The organism is Mesorhizobium sp. M0437 (assembly GCF_040321335.1).
Classification (GTDB): domain Bacteria; phylum Pseudomonadota; class Alphaproteobacteria; order Rhizobiales; family Rhizobiaceae; genus Mesorhizobium.
Window position 1 is genome coordinate 168802 of record NZ_JAMYRK010000005.1, and the last position, 17924, is coordinate 186725.

General features: G+C 63.2%; 16 protein-coding genes. 9 read left to right on the plus strand and 7 right to left on the minus strand.

Going from position 1 to position 17924, the window contains the following annotated elements; all coding sequences use genetic code 11:
* Nucleotides 1-98: 98 nt before the first annotated feature.
* Nucleotides 99-494 carry an AGROH133_08824 family phage infection protein gene (locus NKI72_RS05535; RefSeq protein ID WP_352500793.1) on the minus strand — a complete coding sequence of 132 codons (396 nt, stop codon included), beginning with the start codon at nucleotides 492-494 and terminating at the stop codon, nucleotides 99-101.
* A 211-nt stretch (nucleotides 495-705) separates the two neighbouring features.
* On the opposite strand from NKI72_RS05535, the gene NKI72_RS05540 reads away from it, so the two are divergent.
* Both NKI72_RS05540 and NKI72_RS05545 read left to right on the plus strand, forming a co-directional pair.
* Nucleotides 706-951, plus strand: a complete 246-nt coding sequence (locus NKI72_RS05540) for a type II toxin-antitoxin system Phd/YefM family antitoxin (RefSeq protein WP_352834039.1) — start codon at nucleotides 706-708, stop codon at nucleotides 949-951.
* Nucleotides 948-1403, plus strand: a complete 456-nt coding sequence (locus tag NKI72_RS05545; protein WP_352849972.1) for a type II toxin-antitoxin system VapC family toxin — start codon at nucleotides 948-950, stop codon at nucleotides 1401-1403. Before NKI72_RS05540 ends, NKI72_RS05545 begins: the two co-directional genes overlap by 4 nt.
* Before the next feature lie 9 nt (nucleotides 1404-1412).
* On the opposite strand, the gene NKI72_RS05550 is transcribed toward NKI72_RS05545, so the two are convergent.
* Nucleotides 1413-3596 (minus strand): primosomal protein N', encoded by a 2184-nt coding sequence (locus NKI72_RS05550; protein WP_352834045.1) that lies wholly within the window; start codon nucleotides 3594-3596, stop codon nucleotides 1413-1415.
* Between the two features lie 90 nt (nucleotides 3597-3686).
* On the opposite strand from NKI72_RS05550, the gene fsa reads away from it, so the two are divergent.
* Entirely contained in the window at nucleotides 3687-4340 is a 654-nt protein-coding gene (gene fsa / locus NKI72_RS05555) for a fructose-6-phosphate aldolase (RefSeq protein ID WP_023678103.1), read from the plus strand.
* 71 nt (nucleotides 4341-4411) lie between these two features.
* Here fsa and NKI72_RS05560 read toward each other — a convergent pair whose 3' ends face one another.
* Together NKI72_RS05560 and leuS are read right to left on the minus strand one after the other, a co-directional pair.
* Nucleotides 4412-4993: an LPS assembly lipoprotein LptE gene (locus tag NKI72_RS05560; RefSeq protein WP_352613270.1), complete on the minus strand. Its 582-nt coding sequence runs from the start codon at nucleotides 4991-4993 to the stop codon at nucleotides 4412-4414.
* On the minus strand, nucleotides 4980-7604 hold the full coding sequence (gene leuS, locus NKI72_RS05565) for a leucine--tRNA ligase (RefSeq protein WP_352834048.1): 2625 nt from the start codon (nucleotides 7602-7604) through the stop codon (nucleotides 4980-4982). Before leuS ends, NKI72_RS05560 begins: the two co-directional genes overlap by 14 nt.
* A 146-nt stretch (nucleotides 7605-7750) precedes the next feature.
* Between leuS and NKI72_RS05570 the strand changes: the two genes are divergently transcribed.
* Together NKI72_RS05570 and NKI72_RS05575 are read left to right on the plus strand one after the other, a co-directional pair.
* On the plus strand, nucleotides 7751-8413 hold the full coding sequence (locus NKI72_RS05570; protein ID WP_352834051.1) for a YggS family pyridoxal phosphate-dependent enzyme: 663 nt from the start codon (nucleotides 7751-7753) through the stop codon (nucleotides 8411-8413).
* Between the two features lie 109 nt (nucleotides 8414-8522).
* Nucleotides 8523-9572 (plus strand): aldo/keto reductase, encoded by a 1050-nt coding sequence (locus NKI72_RS05575; RefSeq protein WP_352834054.1) that lies wholly within the window; start codon nucleotides 8523-8525, stop codon nucleotides 9570-9572.
* Nucleotides 9573-9632: 60 nt separating this feature from the next.
* Here the strand turns inward: NKI72_RS05575 and NKI72_RS05580 are convergent, their stop codons facing one another.
* A complete protein-coding gene (locus tag NKI72_RS05580) occupies nucleotides 9633-10541 on the minus strand; it encodes a LysR family transcriptional regulator (protein ID WP_352767523.1) in 909 nt (302 codons plus the stop codon).
* Nucleotides 10542-10678: 137 nt separating this feature from the next.
* Between NKI72_RS05580 and NKI72_RS05585 the strand changes: the two genes are divergently transcribed.
* Nucleotides 10679-11860, plus strand: coding sequence for an MFS transporter (locus tag NKI72_RS05585; RefSeq protein WP_352849973.1), 1182 nt, complete (start codon nucleotides 10679-10681; stop codon nucleotides 11858-11860).
* A gap of 55 nt (nucleotides 11861-11915) precedes the next feature.
* A complete protein-coding gene (locus tag NKI72_RS05590; protein ID WP_352683663.1) occupies nucleotides 11916-12950 on the plus strand; it encodes an aldo/keto reductase in 1035 nt (344 codons plus the stop codon).
* A 45-nt stretch (nucleotides 12951-12995) separates the two neighbouring features.
* On the opposite strand, the gene NKI72_RS05595 is transcribed toward NKI72_RS05590, so the two are convergent.
* Nucleotides 12996-13268, minus strand: a complete 273-nt coding sequence (locus NKI72_RS05595) for an usg protein (protein ID WP_023678111.1) — start codon at nucleotides 13266-13268, stop codon at nucleotides 12996-12998.
* Nucleotides 13269-13574: 306 nt separating this feature from the next.
* On the opposite strand from NKI72_RS05595, the gene acs reads away from it, so the two are divergent.
* Both acs and NKI72_RS05605 read left to right on the plus strand, forming a co-directional pair.
* Nucleotides 13575-15530 (plus strand): acetate--CoA ligase, encoded by a 1956-nt coding sequence (gene acs / locus NKI72_RS05600; protein WP_352817506.1) that lies wholly within the window; start codon nucleotides 13575-13577, stop codon nucleotides 15528-15530.
* Nucleotides 15530-16273 carry an MOSC domain-containing protein gene (locus tag NKI72_RS05605; RefSeq protein WP_352817503.1) on the plus strand — a complete coding sequence of 248 codons (744 nt, stop codon included), beginning with the start codon at nucleotides 15530-15532 and terminating at the stop codon, nucleotides 16271-16273. The genes acs and NKI72_RS05605 overlap by 1 nt, the downstream gene beginning before the upstream one ends.
* Here the strand turns inward: NKI72_RS05605 and NKI72_RS05610 are convergent, their stop codons facing one another.
* Nucleotides 16274-17542: a class I SAM-dependent methyltransferase gene (locus NKI72_RS05610; RefSeq protein WP_352471295.1), complete on the minus strand. Its 1269-nt coding sequence runs from the start codon at nucleotides 17540-17542 to the stop codon at nucleotides 16274-16276. It abuts the gene before it with no gap.
* Nucleotides 17543-17924: the final 382 nt, after the last annotated feature.

Sequence of the window (17924 nt, forward strand, 5' to 3'; positions counted from 1 at the left end):
CATTTTCAGACCGCAATGCGTCGTCCGGCATGGTTTTCAGGCACTATTGTCGCATCCGCCGGGCGAGTTCAGCAACCAACCCCGGATTGATCCCTGATTCAGGGCAAAAAGCCGAAGGCGAAGGCAAGCGGCAGCGCCGCCAGCACCAGCTCGACGACGATGGAAGCCCAGTTGAACGGCGTGTTGGCGCCGTCCGACATCATCGATAGCAGCCGGCCGAAGGCGGTGAACAGCCAGGAGAAGCCGAGCGCCATATAGAGCAGCGGCTGCGCCAAGAGGATGCAGCACAGGCTGACACCGAGATAGAAGCCCGACATCCTGCCGCGACCTTCGGCGATCGCCGCCGCCTTCTCGGGCTTGACCTGCAGCCTGAGAATCCGGAAGGCCAGCCCTGGCGCCAGGAACAGCAGCAGCCCGAAAAGCAAGGTCACGACGGCGCTTGACCATGCCAGCCACTCGCCCTGGCTCATCGGCCATGGAAACGCAAATTCCATCCTTGTCCCCTCGTAAATGGATATTCAAAATTTTCGGGCATTCTAGCGAAGCAAGAGACATGCGCCAGATGGGCCGTCGCAATTTACGGCGCGTCAGCCCAACGCGAGCCCGACCGTTGTCTCGACCGGGCTAACAGGACGTTACACAACGCGCTGTTTTTTGTGCACAATTCCCATATTGTGACTACATGAGACCACAAGGGTTCCGGGCATGAAGACGATGCAACTACGAGAGGCAAAGGCCAGCCTTTCCGCACTTGTGAAGGCTGCCGAGAACGGTGAGCCCACGGTTATCACCAAGCACGGCAAGCCCGCAGTCATGGTGGTGCCAATCGGTGAGGGACGGAAACTTTATCCGCAGAACAGCCAAAAAGACTTCGTGGATTTCCTGCTTCAGTATCCAGGCGGCATTGAGCTTGAGCGAAACGAATCGCCGTCGCGGGAAGTGGAGTTTTGACCGGCTATCTGCTTGAGACGTCTTTTCTCTCGGCATTTGCACCCGGTCGGCCTTTGTTTCCGTCACACGTGCAGAACTGGGTTGCCGACCAAGGAGAACGCGGCTCTTGGCAGCTCTCGTCGATCGTCATCTTGGAGGTGGAACGAGGAATCGCGAAACTGAAGCGGGCGGGCGGGCATATGAAGGCAGAGCGCATCAATGAGTGGTTCGAAAGGTTGCTTCTAGAGTTCAACCAGCGAGTCCTTCCCATCGATTTAGCAATCGCGCGAGAAGCCGGAAAACTGGAAGACGCCACGATCGCCAGAGGCGCCAATCCGGGTCTGGCGGACGTTCTGATCGCAGCTACTGCCCGTTTGCACGGCCTGTCAGTTTTGACGGCCAACACCCGGCATTTTGCGATTCTCGACGTGCCTTACCTGAACCCATTCACCGAACGCGCCTCGAAAGGGTAATTCGACAGCTTACAAAAAGCTCTGCGGGTCGATGTCGACCTGGACTCGCACCGAGCCCCTTATCTTCGGTCCCTCGGCCAGCATGGTGCGAATGAACCCTTGCATGTCGGCGCGCCGCTCGCCCTGGATCAGCAGGCGAAAGCGATGGCGGCCGCCGATCAATGACAGCGGCGCCTCGGCCGGGCCGAGCACGAATAGGTCGGCGGCTTGCGGCGCGGCGCGACGCAGGCCACGGGCGTGCCCTTCGGCTTCGGCCCGTGTCGCCGCGCTGACGATGACGCCGGCGAGCCTGCCGAAGGGCGGCAGCCCCGCCCGCTCACGCTCGGCGATCTCGCGCTCGTAGAAGGCCTCGGCATCGCCTGAGACGATCGCGCGCATCACCGGGTGGTCGGGTTGGAAGGTCTGCAGCAGGCCGAGGCTTTTCTTGCCGGTGCGACCGGCGCGGCCGGTCACCTGGCTGAGCAGTTGGAAGGTGCGCTCGGCGGCGCGCGGGTCGCCATTGGCAAGGCCGAGATCGGCATCGACCACACCGACCAGCGTCATGTTGGGGAAATTATGGCCCTTGGCGACGAGTTGCGTGCCGATGACGATGTCGGCCTCGCCATTGGCGATGGCTTCAAGCTCGAGCCGCAGCCGCCGCACGCCGCCCATCAGGTCGGACGACAGTACGATGGTGCGGGCATCGGGGAAATGCGCGACGACCTCCTCGGCGATGCGCTCGACGCCCGGCCCGCAGGCGACCAGATGATCGAGCGTGCCGCATTCCGGACAGGCTTCGGGCCGGCGTTCATTGTGCCCGCAGTGGTGGCAGACGAGCTGGCCGCGAAAGCGGTGCTCGACCAGCCAGGCCGAGCAGACCGGACAGCCGAAGCGATGGCCGCAGACCCGGCAGAGCGTCAGCGGCGCATAACCGCGCCGGTTGAGGAACAGCAGCGACTGTTCCTTTCTTTCCAGCGTCTGCCGTATATGGCCGAGCAGTACAGGCGACAGGAAGCCGCCGCGTGCAGGCGGCGCGCGGCGCATGTCGATCGTCTTGAGATCGGGAAGTGCCGCCTCGGCAAAGCGCGCCGAAAGCACCGCCCTGCTGTAGCGGCCCTGGCTGGCATTGACCCGGCTTTCGACCGACGGTGTCGCCGAGGCGAGCACGACCGGAAAGCCGCCGATATGGCTGCGCACCACGGCCATGTCGCGCGCGTTGTAAAAGACGCGATCCTCCTGCTTGTAGGCGGGATCGTGCTCTTCGTCGACTACGATCAATCCAAGCTCCCTGAACGGCAGGAACAGCGCCGAGCGCGCGCCGGCGACGACCCGCACGCCGCCTTCCGCTACCTGCCGCCAGACCTTTTCGCGCATCCTTGGCGGCAGATCCGAGTGCCATTCCGCCGGCTTGGCACCGAACCGCTCCTGGAAGCGTTCGAGAAAAGCGTGGGTCAGCGCAATTTCCGGCAGCAGGATCAGCACCTGCTTGCCGCGATCGAGCGCGGCCGCAACCGCCTCGAAATAGACCTCCGTCTTGCCGGATCCGGTTACACCATCGAGCAGGGTGACGCCGAATGTGCCGGTCGCGACGTTGGTGCGCAGCATCTCGGCTGCTTCGCTCTGGTCCGGCATCAGTGAAGGCACGGCGTAGCCGGGATCGGGTGCTGCGACCACCGGCCGCGGCGGGATCATCACCGTCTGGAATACGCCCTGCGCCCGCAGCCCGTCCACCACCGTCGACGACACGCCTGCCGCATGCGCCAGGCCGGATCGTGTCCAGGCAAGTCCGCCTTCGGCTGTCTCCAGCACGCGCATCCTCGCCTCCGTCATCCGGTCGGGCTTGGCGAAGGTGCGCTGCAGCCCTTCGATCCACGGCTCCGGATCGAACGCCTCCGGCGCCCTGAGCAGCATGCGCGCCACCATGCCGGGCGGCGACAGCGTGTACTGCGCCACCCAATCGACAAAACGCCGCATCGCGCGGTCGATCGGCGGGCAGTCGAAAACCTGCTCGATCGGCCGCAATTTCTTCGCGTCGACCTTTTCGACGGCGCCGTCCCAGACGATGCCGGCGACCTGGCGGGGCCCAAGCGGAACGCGCACGATCGAGCCCGGCACGACGCGCATGCCAGCCGGCACGGCATAGGTGTAGGGGCGCTCGGCGGGCATCGGCACCAGCACCGGTGCGGCCGCGACAAAGGGCGAATCTTCGATCATGAGGCGTGACCTTGCCCCGACTTTGGTCTAGATCAAAGTCCGACCCCAAATGTGCATGACGTGCACATGAAAAATCTTCAGGAGACCGCCATGAAATTTTTTGTCGACACCGCCGATGTCAAGGAAATCCGCGAGCTGAACGATTTGGGGCTGCTCGACGGCGTAACCACCAATCCGTCGCTGATCCTGAAATCCGGCGGCAAGATCGCCGACGTCACAAGAGAGATCTGCGAGATCGTCAAGGGCCCAGTCTCGGCCGAAGTCGTCGCCACCGAATACAAGGACATGATGGCGGAGGCCAAGATCCTGGCCAGGATCGCCGACAATGTCTGCATCAAGGTGCCGCTGACGCTCGACGGCCTGAGAGCCTGCAAGGACATCCGGTCGGACGGCCGCATGGTCAACGTCACGCTGTGCTTCTCGGCCACCCAGGCGCTGCTCGCCGCCAAGGCCGGCGCCTCCTTCATCTCGCCCTTCGTCGGCCGCATCGACGACAGCGGCTGGGACGGCATGGAGCTGATTGCCGATATCCGCACCATCTACGACAATTATGACTTCCAGACTGAAATCCTGACCGCTTCGGTGCGTACCGTGAACCATGTCAAGCAGGCGGCGCTGATCGGTGCCGATGTCATCACCGCGCCGCCGGCGACGCTCAAGGCGCTGGTCAAGCACCCGCTGACCGACAAGGGCCTGGAACTGTTCCTCGCCGACTGGGCAAAGACCGGGCAGAAGATCGGCTGAAGCGACTGTCCTACGAACAAAAAAGGCCGAGCAATCGGCCTTTTTTTGCAGATTGCGCACTCTGGAAAGACCTAGCTTGCCGCCGGCCTGCCGTGCTTGATCAGATCCTGGGCAATCGACAGCCGCAGCACATCTGCCAGCTCGCGCGCCGCACGGTTCTCGGCGTCGATCTGGGCCCGGTATGACGCGAATTCCTGGCGCGGCCTGTCGTATGACGACGGAATCGAGCGCTTGCCCCTCGCTATGACCGTGCCCGTCTTGGCATCGCTGAGCACATAGTTGGCAGTCAGCGTCACAGTGCCGGCGGTCGGCTCGTCCTCGTCGGTCGTGACCTGCTCGATTGCCGCCGATTCGACGAGTTCGGAGACGCCGAGATCAAGCGAATAGACCGGCGAAGCCGGCTCGCCGGCGCCCTGGCCGAGCGCGAAGATCAAATTGTTGCGGACCTGCTGGGCGTAGCGGGTCTTGACCGGCTTGACCGAGATCGATGCCAGCTCGGCAGCGGCGCCGACCTGCGAGCCGGCGATCAGCGGCGCGCTCGAATAGAGCGGCCGCACCGTGCAGGCGGAAACCAGCGCCACCGAGGCGAGCAGCCCGTAAAGCACGACACGGCGCAGCGTCAGCTCCGCTTTTTTCGGATCAGGCAACGACATTGACGATCCTCTGCGGCACGATGATCACCTTGCGCGGCGCCTTACCTTCGAGCGCTTTCTGCACGAACTCGAGAGCCAGAACCGCTTTTTCGACCGCACCTTGGTCCGCGTCGCGGGCAATTGTCAAATCACCGCGCTTCTTGCCGTTGACCTGGACCGGCAGCACGATCTCGGCGTCGACGACAAGCGAGGCATCGTAGTCCGGCCAGGGCCGTTCGGCGACAAGGTCGGTGCCGCCGAGCGTCTGCCAGCACTCCTCGGCCAGATGCGGCATGACCGGCGCGATCAGGTGCACCAGGATCTCGACGGCCTCACGGCAGGCCGCTTGCAGGGCCGGACCGGCCTTGCCCTCTGCCGCCTCGTTGAGCGGTACGGTCAAGGCATTGGCGAGCTCATAGATGCGGGCGATGGCGCGGTTGAAGGCGAGCTTTTCGATATCCTCGCCGACCAACTTCAGGATCTTGTGCGCGGCCTTGGACACTGTCCCGGCCTCGCCGTCCTTCGCCGCCTCTGGCCGGACTCCGGCGAGCGATTCGGCAGCCGTCGACACCAGGCGCCAGATGCGCTGGATGAAGCGATGCGCGCCGGCCGCACCCTCGTCGGTCCATTCGACATCGCGCTCGGGCGGCGAGTCCGACAGCATGAACCAGCGCGCCGTATCGGCGCCGTAGCCGTCGGTGATCTCTTCCGGACTCACCGTATTCTTCTTCGACTTCGACATTTTTTCGAGCGGACCGATCACCGCCTCTTCGCCGGTGGCGATTTCGAAGGCGCGGCGCTTGCCGTCGGCGTCTTCCAGCCTGACCTCGCTTGGCGCAAGCCAGCGGCCGTTCGAGGCGCCGCCAACCCGATAGGTCTCGTGTACCACCATGCCTTGCGTGAACAGGCCCCTGAACGGCTCGGCGAGATCGACATGGCCGGTCTCGCGCATGGCGCGGGTGAAAAAGCGCGAATAGAGCAAATGCAGGATCGCATGCTCAATACCGCCAATATACTGGTCGACCGGCAGCCATTCAGTCGCGGCCTCGGGATCGGTCGGATCGTTTGCCCACGGCGCGGTGAAGCGCGCGAAATACCACGAAGAATCGACAAATGTGTCCATCGTGTCGGTTTCGCGCCGCGCATCCTTGCCGCAACGCGGGCATTTGACGTGCCGCCATGTCGGATGGCGATCGAGCGGATTGCCCGGCCGGTCGAACTCGATGTCGTCCGGCAGCTTGACCGGCAGGTCGGCTTTCGGCACCGGCACCACGCCGCAATCCTCGCAATGGATCATCGGGATCGGGCAGCCCCAATAGCGCTGGCGCGAAATGCCCCAGTCGCGCAGGCGGAAATTCACCTTGCGCTCGGCCATCGGCCGGTTGCCGATGGTCCTTTGTTCCAGCAGCTTCGCCACCTCGTCGAATGCCTGATCCGGCTTCATGCCGTCGAGGAAGCGCGAATTGATCATCGCGCCATCATCGACGTAAGCCTCGTCGATGACCTGGAAGCTTCCTTGATTCTCGCCTTCCGGCATCACCACCGGAATGACCGGAAGGCCGTATCTGTTGGCGAAGTCGAGGTCGCGCTGGTCATGTGCCGGGCAGCCGAAGATGGCGCCGGTGCCATAGTCCATCAGCACGAAATTGGCGACGTAGACGGGTAGCGTCCACCTCTCGTCGAACGGATGGACGACGCGAGTGCCGGTATCGAAACCCTTCTTCTCGGCCGTCTCCAAGGCCGCCGCCGAAGTGCCCATATGGCGGACTTCGTCGATGAACTTTGCCACCGCCGGATTGTCCTCGGCGGCCTTTTTGGCCAGCGGATGGTCGGCCGCAATCGCCATGAAGGACGCGCCGAAGATGGTGTCGGGCCTGGTCGTATAGACTTCGAGCTCATGCTCGCCGGCGATTGGCTTGACCAGCGGCCAGCGGATCAGCAGCCCTTCTGAACGGCCGATCCAGTTCGCCTGCATCAGCTTCACTTTTTCCGGCCAGTCGTCGAGCTGATCGAGCGAATCCAGCAGATCCTGCGCATAATCGGTGATCTTGAAGAACCACTGCGTCAGCTCGCGCTGTTCCACCAGCGCGCCTGAGCGCCAGCCGCGTCCGTCGATGACCTGCTCGTTGGCAAGCACCGTCATGTCCTCCGGATCCCAGTTGACCTTGGAGGATTTGCGCGTCACCAGCCCCTTCTCGACGAAATCGAGGAACAGCATCTGCTGGCGGTGATAGTAGTCGACATCGCAGGTGGCGAACTCGCGCGCCCAATCGAGCGACAGGCCCATGACCTTGAGCTGCTCGCGCATGGCGGCGATGTTCTGATAGGTCCAGTCCTTGGGATGGACCTTGTTCTGCATCGCCGCGTTTTCGGCTGGCATGCCAAAGGCGTCCCAGCCCATCGGGTGCAGCACATTGAAACCCTTGGCCCGCTTGTAGCGCGCCACCACATCGCCCATCGTATAGTTGCGGGTATGGCCGATATGGATGCGCCCGGACGGATAGGGGAACATCTCCAGCACGTAGTATTTCGGGCGCGGGTCGTCATTGTCGGCTTCGAACAGCTTCTTGGCGTCCCAGGCCTTCTGCCATTTGGGCTCTGACGCGCGCGGATTGTATCGTTCGGTTGCCATCGGGTGTTTTTCACTTAAAAGCATGCGCGAGCCGCCGGACAATGCCCGGGCGGCTCAGGAAATGTCGTCGCGGTGTTCACCATGGATTGCCGGACCCGTCAACTGCGGCGATCCGGCGAAAAGCCAAACACAGGCAGGATATAGGCATGGCGAGCGCCGCCGAACAGCTTTTCACGGTCAAGGCAAGGATCGCTGCCGCCGAGCGCGAGGCAGGCCGTGAGGCCGGAGCGGTGACGCTGGTCGCGGTCTCGAAAACCTTCGACGCCGCCGATATCCGCCCCGTCATCGAGGCCGGCCAGCGCGTCTTCGGCGAAAACCGCGTCCAGGAAGCACAAGCCAAATGGCCGGCACTGCGGACGGCGTTTCCCGACGTCGAGCTGCATCTGATCGGTCCGCTGCAATCGAACAAGGCCAAGGAAGCGGTGGCATTGTTCGACGTCATCGAAACCATCGACCGTGAAAAGATCGCCGCAGAGCTGGCCAAGGAAATCGCCAGGCAGGGCAGGACGCCAAGGCTCTATGTCCAGGTCAACACCGGCTCCGAGCCGCAAAAGGCCGGCATCGAGCCACGCGAGGCTGTCGCCTTCGTCGCCCGCTGCCGCTCGGTTCACGCCCTCGCCATCGAAGGGCTGATGTGCATTCCGCCGGCCGACGAGAACCCCGGTCCGCATTTCGCGCTGCTGGAAAAGCTTGGGCTCGAGGCCGGCGTCGACAAGCTCTCCATGGGCATGTCCGGCGACTACGAAACCGCGATCGCCTTCGGCGCGACCAGTGTCAGGGTTGGATCGGCGATTTTCGGCGCCAGATGAGGCGCAGCCGACCTTAGGCCACAGGCTGACATTGACTAAGCCAGCGTATAGAAACGGAACGTTTCGTTCCTATATGGGTCGAGTTATTCTCAACCCGTCTGGAGCCACCATGCGTTACAATCAACTTGGAAATACGGGGATGTTCGTCTCCGAACTTTGCCTCGGCACGATGACGTTCGGCGCGGCCGGCGACAATGCCCAATGGGGCCTGATCGCCAGCCTCGACCAGAAGGGCGTCGACGAGATCGTTGCCCGCTCCCTCGCCGCCGGCGTCAATTTCTTCGACACGGCGGATGTCTATTCCTTCGGCGCCTCGGAACGGCTTCTCGGCCAGTCGCTCAGGAACCTTGGCGTCAACCGTCAGGACGTGATCATCGCCACCAAGGTTCATGGCGCCATGGGCGGCGGCCCGAACCAGCGCGGTTCCTCGCGCGGCCACATCATGGATTCGGTCGAGAGCAGCCTCGAGCGGCTACAGCTCGATCACATCGATCTCTACCAGCTGCACGGCACCGACACGGTGACGCAGATCGACGAAACGCTGCGGGCGCTCGACGACCTGGTTGCCGCCGGCAAGGTCCGCTATGTCGGCGTCTCGAACTGGCAGGCCTGGCGCATCGCCAAGGCGCTGGGTATTGCGGAGCGCAAAGGCTTTGCCCGCTTCGAGACCGTGCAGTCGTATTATTCGATCGCCGGCCGCGATCTCGAGCGCGAAATCGTGCCGCTGCTCAACGAGGAGAAACTCGGGCTGATGGTCTGGTCGCCGATGGCTGGCGGCCTGCTCTCCGGCAAATACGGACCGGGCGCCCCCGGCAATGGCGAGGGCCGTCGCGCCAGCTTCAATTTCCCGCCGGTCAATGAGGACCGTGCCTGGGCAGCGGTCGCTGTCATGCGCGAGATCGCCGTCAAGCACGGCGTCAGCGTCGCCACGGTGGCGCTCGGCTATGTCCTGGCCAAGCCATTCGTGATGAGCGTCATCATCGGCGCCAGCCGCATGGAGCAGCTGGAACAGAACCTTGCAGCCACCGAGTTGCAGCTCGATGCCGATGATCTTGTTCGCCTCGACGAAGTCAGTGCCCTGCCCGCCGAATACCCGGGCTGGATGCTGGAGCGTCAGGCGGCCGGCCGGCGGCCGGCGCCCTTTGTGCCGAAAAAGTAGTTCAATTTACCTTCGATTTGATGCTTCGGGAGCCGGCAGGCTCCCTATCTTTTTTTGGGCTCAAGTCAGCCGGACAGTCTCGACCAAAAAGTCCAAAAACGCCCGCACCCGCGCCGGCAGATACTTGCCTTGGCCGACATAGACGGCGTGGGTGAGTTCCTCGTCGCCGGGATTGAACTCTTCCAGCAGCGGCAGCAGCCGGCCGGCGGCAATGTCGGCCTCCACATGCCAGCGTGCCAGCCGGGCGATGCCCGCCCCCGAGAGCGCCATCAGCCGCATCGCCTCGCCGTCGCTGACCAGCGTATTTCCGATGATCGACAGGGTGATCGGTTTGCCGGCCGCGTCGATAAAAGGCCAGCCCTCGAGGTGACGAACGAAACGGAATCCCATCCGGTTGTGACGATCGAGGTCGGCGGGCGTCTTGGGCGTGCCACGCGCTTCGAGATACGATGGCGCCGCAACGACGACCACCCGGCTCTGCCCGAGCTTGCGCGCCACCAGCCGTGATTCGCCGAGCGGCCCGGCGCGGATGGCGACGTCAGCGCGCTCCTCCATCAGGTCGATGACATCGTCGGTCAACACCAGATCGACCGAGATTTCGGGGTAGCGCTCTAGGAAACGCGGCAAAAGCGGGATCAGCCGATGCTGCCCGAAAGGCACGTAGCTGTTGATCCGCAGCCGGCCACGCGGCGCGGCACCCGCCGCTGCCTCGCGCTCGGCCGCCGCCATGTCGGCAAGGACGCGCACGCCGCTGTCGAAGAACGCCGCCCCCTCCGGCGTCAGTTGCAGCTTGCGCGTCGAACGGCTGACCAGCCGCGCACCAAGCCGCGCCTCCAGCCGCGCGATCAGCTTGCTCACCGCCGACGGCGTCATCCGCAACGCGCGGGCAGCGGCTGAAAAGCTGCCCGCCTCGACGACGCGGACGAACACTTCGATCTCGCCGGAGCGATTGATGTCGGGCCTGGCCATTGGTGAATCTATTTCACAGACGATGTGCCCGATGCAAGGCTGGTTCACAGCACATCGCGGCACGATCTTCCGGATCGGGGCGTGGGAGGACACGGCGCCCGTCGTCAAAACTGGTCGTCATCGAAGTGGGAACCGCCATGCCCCTTGCTCTTTACGCTCTTGCCGCCGGTGCCTTTGGGACCGGCGTCACCGAATTCGTCATCATGGGCCTGCTGCTCGACGTCAGCACCGATCTCGGCGTCTCGATCTCAGCTTCCGGCCAGCTGATTTCTGGCTATGCGCTGGGCGTCGTCATCGGCGCGCCGCTGCTGACGATCGCGACCGGCCGTTGGCCGCGCAAGACCGTGCTTCTGGCGCTGATGGCGATCTTCACGCTGGGCAACCTCGCTTGTGCGCTTGCCCCAGACTACTGGACGCTGATGGGTGCGCGCGTACTGACCGCCTTCGCCCACGGTACCTTCTTCGGCGTCGGCTCGGTCGTGGCGACCGGACTGGTGGCGCCCAACAAGAAAGCCTCGGCGATCGCCCTGATGTTCACCGGCCTGACCATCGCCAACATCCTCGGCGTGCCCTTCGGCACATGGCTCGGCCAAGCCTTCGGCTGGCGCGCGACCTTCTGGGCGGTGACCCTGGTCGGCATCGCCGCCTTTACCATCATTCTGCTGCTGGTGCCGCGCAGCCGAACAGAGCCTGAGAAGAGCAATTTGCGCGCCGATCTCGCCTTGCTCGGCCGCGCGCCGGTCCTGCTTGGCTTTGCCACCACCGTGCTTGGCTATGCCGGCGTCTTCGCCGTCTTCACCTACATCGCCCCGTTGCTGACCGAGATCACCGGTTTTGACGAGACAGCGGTGTCGCCGATCCTGCTGGTCTTCGGCGGCGGCCTCATCGCCGGCAACCTCGCCGGCGGCAAGTTCGCCGATCGCTGGCTGGTACCGTCCGTTCTCGGCAGTCTCGTCGTGCTGGCGCTGGTGCTCGGCACCATGACCTTCGCCCTGCACAGCCAGGTCATGGCCGTTATCTATGTCGGCCTGCTCGGCGCCGCCGCCTTCGCCACCGTCGCGCCGCTACAGTTATGGGTGTTGCAGAAGGCGCAAGGCGCCGGCCAGAGCCTAGCTTCATCCTTCAACATCGCCGCCTTCAACCTCGGCAATGCGGCCGGCGCCTGGCTCGGCGGCGTGGTCATCGCCCATGGTCCCGGCCTCGGTGCCGTCACCTGGGTCGCGGCGCTGTTGCCACTTTCAGCGCTTGCCGTAGCGGCGTTTGCGCTGCGTCTCGACCGAGATCCTGTCCTCGCTACACCGGAAATCGCGCGGTCATAGAACGCAAACCTGAGCCAATCTTTGAAACAGCCATCCTTCCACAAGGAGCAAACCCATGGATTATCGAAATCTTGGCGCATCAGGCCTGAAGGTTCCGGTGCTCTCGTTCGGCGCTGGAACCTTCGGCGGTTCAGGCCCGCTGTTCGGTGCCTGGGGCAACAGCGATGCGGCGGAAGCACGGCGGCTGGTCGACATCTGCCTTGAGGCCGGCGTCAACCTGTTCGACACCGCCGATGTCTATTCGAATGGCGCTTCCGAACAAGTGCTCGGCGCTGCCATCAAGGGCCGCCGCGACGCCGTGCTGATCTCGACCAAGACCTCGCTGCCGATGGGCGACGGTCCCAACGATGCCGGCTCGTCACGTTCACGCCTGATCAAGGCCGTCGAAGACGCGCTGAAGCGTCTTGGCACCGATTACATCGACCTGCTGCAACTGCACGCCTTCGACGCCGCAACACCGATCGAGGAGGTGCTGTCGACGTTGGACAGTCTCGTGCGCGCCGGCAAGCTGCGTTATGTCGGCGTCTCCAATTTTTCCGGCTGGCAAGTGATGAAGTCGCTCGGCCTGGCGGATAGACATGGCTATCCCCGATACGTCGCCCATCAAGTCTATTACTCGCTGGTCGGACGCGATTATGAATGGGAGTTGATGCCGCTCGGCCTCGACCAGGGCGTCGGTGCGCTGGTGTGGAGCCCACTCGGCTGGGGCCGCCTGACCGGCAAGATCCGCCGTGGCCAGAAGCTGCCTGAGAAAAGCCGGCTGCACGACACGGCAAGCTTCGGACCGCCCGTCGAGGATGAGCATCTCTATCGGGTCGTCGACGCGCTTGATGTTGTCGCCGAGGAAACCGGCAAGACCATACCGCAGATCGCCATCAATTGGCTGCTGCAGCGGCCGACCGTCGCCTCCGTCATCATTGGCGCGCGCAATGAGGAGCAGTTGCGCCAGAATCTCGGCGCCGTCGGCTGGTCCTTGACAGCCGAGCAGATGAAGAAGCTCGACACGGCAAGTGAGGTCACCGCACCCTATCCGTATTTTCCCTATCGCCGGCAGGAGGGTTTTGCCCGGCTGAACCCGCCCGCAGTCTGACGCTCCAAAAGCTGGGCGGCGGCTCCCAGACTGCCGCCCGCCCGGCTAATGCAGAACGAACTCGCCGTCGACCTTGCGCCATTCGTTCGGCGCGATCAGCTTCTGGTGCGTGTAGCTGACCGAATGCAGCGGGCCTTCGAGCTTGGCCTTCCAGAACTCGATGAAGCGGATCAGCACGGGAAATTTCGGGGCGATGTCGTAATCCTGCCAGATGAAGCTCTGCAGCAGATGCGGATGATCTGGGAAGTGATAAAGAATCTTGGCCGTGGTCAAGCCATAGCCCTTGAGCATCAGGTCCATTTCTGAATGGTCGCGCATTGCCGGTCCCCTGGTTGATTCTCCTTCCTCCCAGCCTGAAATTGTGCACCCCATTTGCTTATTCGTCTATTGATATTTCTACGATCAAATCAGATTCCTCCCGCAAAAACATGCGCTTAGCAGCCGCCTCACGAGAGTGCTGACACCGCCGGGCAAGGCACCTGCGGCATCCCGCCGCGCGAATCCAACGTCTAATGTTGCCGTCACCGCCGAACTGTTAATAATGCGCGCGAATTCGCGGCCGCATCGCCGCGATCCTGCAGGCGGTCAAGCCGGCGGTTTGGTTTTGGGGAGGAAGGCGAAGAAATGTCCGATGTTCATGTCCATCGCGTCCAGCCGGCGTGGAAGAAGAACGCGCTGATTGACAATGACGCCTACCTGAAATGGTACGCCGACAGCGTCAACAACCCGGACAAGTTCTGGGGCAAGCACGGCAAGCGCATCGACTGGTTCAAGCCCTACAGCAAGGTCAAGAACACGTCCTTCGACGGCAAGGTTTCGATCAAATGGTTCGAGGATGGCCAGACAAACGTTTCGTGGAACTGCATCGACCGGCATCTGAAGAAGCGCGGCGAACAGACCGCCATCATCTGGGAAGGCGACAATCCCTACGACGACAGGAAGATCACCTATAACGAACTTCACGCACATGTCTGCCGCCTCGCCAATGTGATGAAGAAGCACGGCGTCAAGAAGGGCGACCGCGTCACCATCTACATGCCGATGATCCCGGAGGCCGCTTATGCGATGCTCGCCTGCACGCGCATCGGCGCCATTCATTCGGTTGTCTTCGGCGGCTTTTCGCCGGATGCGCTGGCCGGACGCATCGACGACTGCAAGTCGACCTTCGTCATCACCGCCGACGAAGGCCTGCGCGGCGGCAAGACTATCCCGCTGAAGGAGAACACCGACAAGGCGATCGAGATCGCCGCCAAGGCCGGAACGAAAGTCGAAAAGGTCTTGGTCGTGCGCCGCACCGGCGGCAAAACCGGCTGGGCCGCCGGGCGCGACGTCTGGTACCATGACGAGGTCGCCACGGTTAAGGCCGAATGCAAGCCCGAGAAGATGAACGCCGAGGACCCGCTGTTCATCCTCTACACATCCGGCTCGACCGGCAAGCCGAAGGGCGTGCTGCATACCACCGCCGGCTATCTCGTCTATGTCTCGATGACCCACCAATATGTCTTCGACTATCATGAGGGCGATATCTACTGGTGCACCGCCGATGTCGGCTGGGTCACCGGCCACAGCTATATCGTCTACGGGCCGCTCGCCAACGGCGCCACCACGCTGATGTTCGAAGGCGTGCCGAACTACCCGTCGCAGTCGCGTTTCTGGGACGTGATCGACAAGCACAAGGTCAACATCTTCTACACGGCGCCGACGGCGCTGCGCGCGCTGATGGGCGCCGGCGATGCCCATGTCACCAAAACGTCGCGCAAGTCGCTGCGCGTGCTCGGCACCGTCGGCGAGCCGATCAATCCGGAAGCCTGGGAGTGGTATTTCAACGTCGTCGGCAACGGCAAGGTGCCGATCGTCGACACCTGGTGGCAGACCGAGACCGGCGGCATCATGATCACGCCGGTTCCGGGCGCCACCCACCTCAAGGCGGGTTCGGCGACGCGGCCCTTCTTTGGCGTCAAGCCGCAGCTGGTCGACGCCGACGGCAAGGTACTGGAAGGCGAAGCCAGCGGCAACCTTTGCATTGCCGACTCATGGCCGGGCCAGATGCGCACCGTCTATGGCGATCACGACCGCTTCGTACAGACCTATTTCTCGACCTACAAGGGCAGGTACTTCACCGGCGACGGCTGCCGCCGCGATGCTGACGGCTACTACTGGATCACCGGCCGCGTCGATGACGTCATCAACGTCTCCGGCCACCGGATGGGCACCGCCGAGGTCGAATCGGCGCTGGTTTCGCATGAGAAGGTCTCGGAGGCCGCCGTCGTCGGCTACCCGCACGATATCAAGGGCCAGGGCATCTACTGCTATGTCACGCTGATGGCCGGCGAGACGCCAAGCGAGGAATTGCGCCAGGAGCTCGTCGCCCATGTCCGCAAGGAGATCGGCGCCATCGCTTCGCCCGACAAGATCCAGTTCGCGCCCGGCCTGCCGAAGACCCGTTCCGGCAAGATCATGCGGCGCATCCTGCGCAAGATCGCCGAGGATGATTTTGCCGCGCTCGGCGACACCTCGACGCTCGCCGACCCGGCAGTCGTCGACGACCTGATCGCCAACCGGCAAAACAAGAAGGGCTGATGCAACCCGCATTGGGCGCCGTCACCGAGCTTTGGCGCTATCCCGCGAGCTCGCTCGCCGGCGAGTTTCAGGAGGCGATCTCCGTCGACTGGTATACCGTCGAAGGCGACCGCCTGTTTGGTCTTGTCGATACCTCGACCGATGAAATCGCGCGGCCCGACCGCGAAGCGAAATGGCACAAGGTGCCCCGCATCCGCACCCGGCTGTCGCAGGCCGGCAGGCTGGAGGTCGCCATCCCCGACGGACGCTGGCTTTCGGCACCTGGCGCGCAAAGTGATCGCGCGGTTTCCGCGTATCTCGGCTTTGCGGCTTCCATCCGGCCGTTCCGCCGGGAAAATGCGGCTCCGGATTACCTCGGCCCCCTGCTGACGGAACGCTACGTCAAAACCCCTATTCATCTGCTGACCACCGCCTCACTGGCGCGTTTGAAAGTGCTGCATCCAGAGGGCGCCGCCGACGCGCGCCGCTTCCGCCCCAACATCGTCGTCGATATGCCAGAGGTCGAGGGGTCGTTTCCCGAGACGGAATGGATCGGGTGCAAGCTGGCAATCGGCGACCTGCTCCTGACCATCTCCGAGCCGTGCCGCCGCTGCGGCTTCACCATCATTGGCCAGAACGGGTTCGACCACGACCCGGCAATCCTGCGCAGCCTGGTCCGCCACAACGCCCATAACCTCGGCGTCTACTGCACCGTCGACCGACCGGCCCGCGTCGAGATCGGCGCCACGATGCGCCTCCTGTAGCTATCGATACAAATCCGCCCGCGTCGGCGGCAGGCCGCTCGGGCCGCGCGCGCGCCTAGTGACAACGGTCTGGAAGATCTGCGCCGAGGCGCGTTCGAAGGTGATCGAGCAACCGGTCAGATAAAGCAGCCAGAGCCGCGCCTTGGCTTCGCCGACCTCGGCGATGGCTTCGTCGAAGCGTGCGTGGAGACGCTCTGCCCATAGCCTGCAGGTGCGCGCATAGTGCTCGCGCAAGTTTTCGACGTCGTAGACGAGGAAGCCGTGCGCCTCGAGATTGCCGAGCGTCATGCCGATCGTATCGAGTTCGCCGCCCGGAAAAATGTATTTGATCAGCGCCTTGAATTCCGGCCCCTTGCGCAGCGTCTTCTTCAAGCTGCCCTTGTCGCGCCGGGTGATGGCGTGGTGCAGATAGATGCCGCCGGGCTTGAGCAGGCGATGGATCCTCGAGAAATAGGCCGCATGGTTGGCAAGCCCCAGATGCTCGAACATGCCGATCGAGGAGATCTTGTCGAAGGAGCCGGACAGCTCGGCATAGGACTTGATCTCGATGGTGATGCGGTCCTCCAGCCCGGCGGCGCGGATGCGTTCACGGGCGAGTTCGGTCTGTGCTTCCGATAGCGAAACGCCGTGGCCGACGACGCCATAATTCTTCACCGCATGGATGAGCATCGCTCCCCAGCCGCAGCCGATGTCGAGCAATCTGTCGCCGGGCTTCAGGCGAAGCTTGCGGCAGATATGGTCGAGCTTGTCTCTCTGGGCCTGATCGATATCGTTGGCGAAATCCTTGAAGTAGCCGCAGCTATAGACCATGCGCTCGTCGAGGAAGAGCCGGTAGAATGCGTTGGAAATGTCGTAATGATGCTGGATCGCCTCCTTGCTCGAACCGCTGACGAAAGGATTGCGGCCGGAAAGATCGGTTCGCGTCGTCATCTGTTTTCGCGAAAACAGCACCGCCGGCAGGTCGCGCAGGATCGCCAGCTTCGGCAATGTCTTGAGCTTCGTCCTGAGCTTGCCGTGCGTGGGCAAGGCGTAGAAATCGAACAGCGATCCGTCTTCGACGTCGACCGCCTTGGCAATCCACATCTCGATCAGCGTCGATAAAGAGGGCCGACGTACGATCTGCCAGACGATGTCCTGGTCGTTGATAGTGAGCACCGGGCCGGTAGCCGGGCCGATCCGCTCGCCTGTCCACAGCCTCACCGCGAAACCCGGCTTCAGCGTCTCGATGACCGTCCGAACAATCCGGGCCGCTCTCTCGGCTGCCTCCATCCCCGTCCTCCCTTACCCGGCAAATAACTGCCCGGAACAATCGCGGCTCGATCTTGCCTGCCCGATCGGCCGGCCGCAAGCCGCCCGAGTGCACAAGCACGCTTGTTCAGGATTTTCGAGTGCCGCGCCTTGCCATTTGCCGGATGACACCCCATCATGAGGAAGTGTTCAACAAATCGAAAGGAGGTGATCCGATGTCGAGTGATTTCGTTTTCCAGAACGTGGCCTCAGCGGATCGCACTTTCGGGAAGCAGTCTTCCCGTTAAGGCGCGAGATGCGCGGCTGGCGACCAACCGTCGCCGCCAGGAGCCGCGCCATGGACGGAAACACGGAAGGCCGCCGACTTCGCGAGAAGCGGCGGCCTTTTCCTTTTTGGGCTGTT

Coding starts and splice junctions, on each gene's coding strand:
- NKI72_RS05535 (WP_352500793.1), bottom strand. CDS start 494: ATGGAATTTGCGTTTCCATGGCCGATGAGCCAGGGCGAGTGGCTGGCA.
- NKI72_RS05540 (WP_352834039.1), top strand. CDS start 706: ATGAAGACGATGCAACTACGAGAGGCAAAGGCCAGCCTTTCCGCACTT.
- NKI72_RS05550 (WP_352834045.1), bottom strand. CDS start 3,596: ATGATCGAAGATTCGCCCTTTGTCGCGGCCGCACCGGTGCTGGTGCCG.
- fsa (WP_023678103.1), top strand. CDS start 3,687: ATGAAATTTTTTGTCGACACCGCCGATGTCAAGGAAATCCGCGAGCTG.
- NKI72_RS05560 (WP_352613270.1), bottom strand. CDS start 4,993: ATGTCGTTGCCTGATCCGAAAAAAGCGGAGCTGACGCTGCGCCGTGTC.
- leuS (WP_352834048.1), bottom strand. CDS start 7,604: ATGGCAACCGAACGATACAATCCGCGCGCGTCAGAGCCCAAATGGCAG.
- NKI72_RS05570 (WP_352834051.1), top strand. CDS start 7,751: ATGGCGAGCGCCGCCGAACAGCTTTTCACGGTCAAGGCAAGGATCGCT.
- NKI72_RS05575 (WP_352834054.1), top strand. CDS start 8,523: ATGCGTTACAATCAACTTGGAAATACGGGGATGTTCGTCTCCGAACTT.
- NKI72_RS05580 (WP_352767523.1), bottom strand. CDS start 10,541: ATGGCCAGGCCCGACATCAATCGCTCCGGCGAGATCGAAGTGTTCGTC.
- NKI72_RS05585 (WP_352849973.1), top strand. CDS start 10,679: ATGCCCCTTGCTCTTTACGCTCTTGCCGCCGGTGCCTTTGGGACCGGC.
- NKI72_RS05590 (WP_352683663.1), top strand. CDS start 11,916: ATGGATTATCGAAATCTTGGCGCATCAGGCCTGAAGGTTCCGGTGCTC.
- NKI72_RS05595 (WP_023678111.1), bottom strand. CDS start 13,268: ATGCGCGACCATTCAGAAATGGACCTGATGCTCAAGGGCTATGGCTTG.
- acs (WP_352817506.1), top strand. CDS start 13,575: ATGTCCGATGTTCATGTCCATCGCGTCCAGCCGGCGTGGAAGAAGAAC.
- NKI72_RS05605 (WP_352817503.1), top strand. CDS start 15,530: ATGCAACCCGCATTGGGCGCCGTCACCGAGCTTTGGCGCTATCCCGCG.
- NKI72_RS05610 (WP_352471295.1), bottom strand. CDS start 17,542: ATGGAGGCAGCCGAGAGAGCGGCCCGGATTGTTCGGACGGTCATCGAG.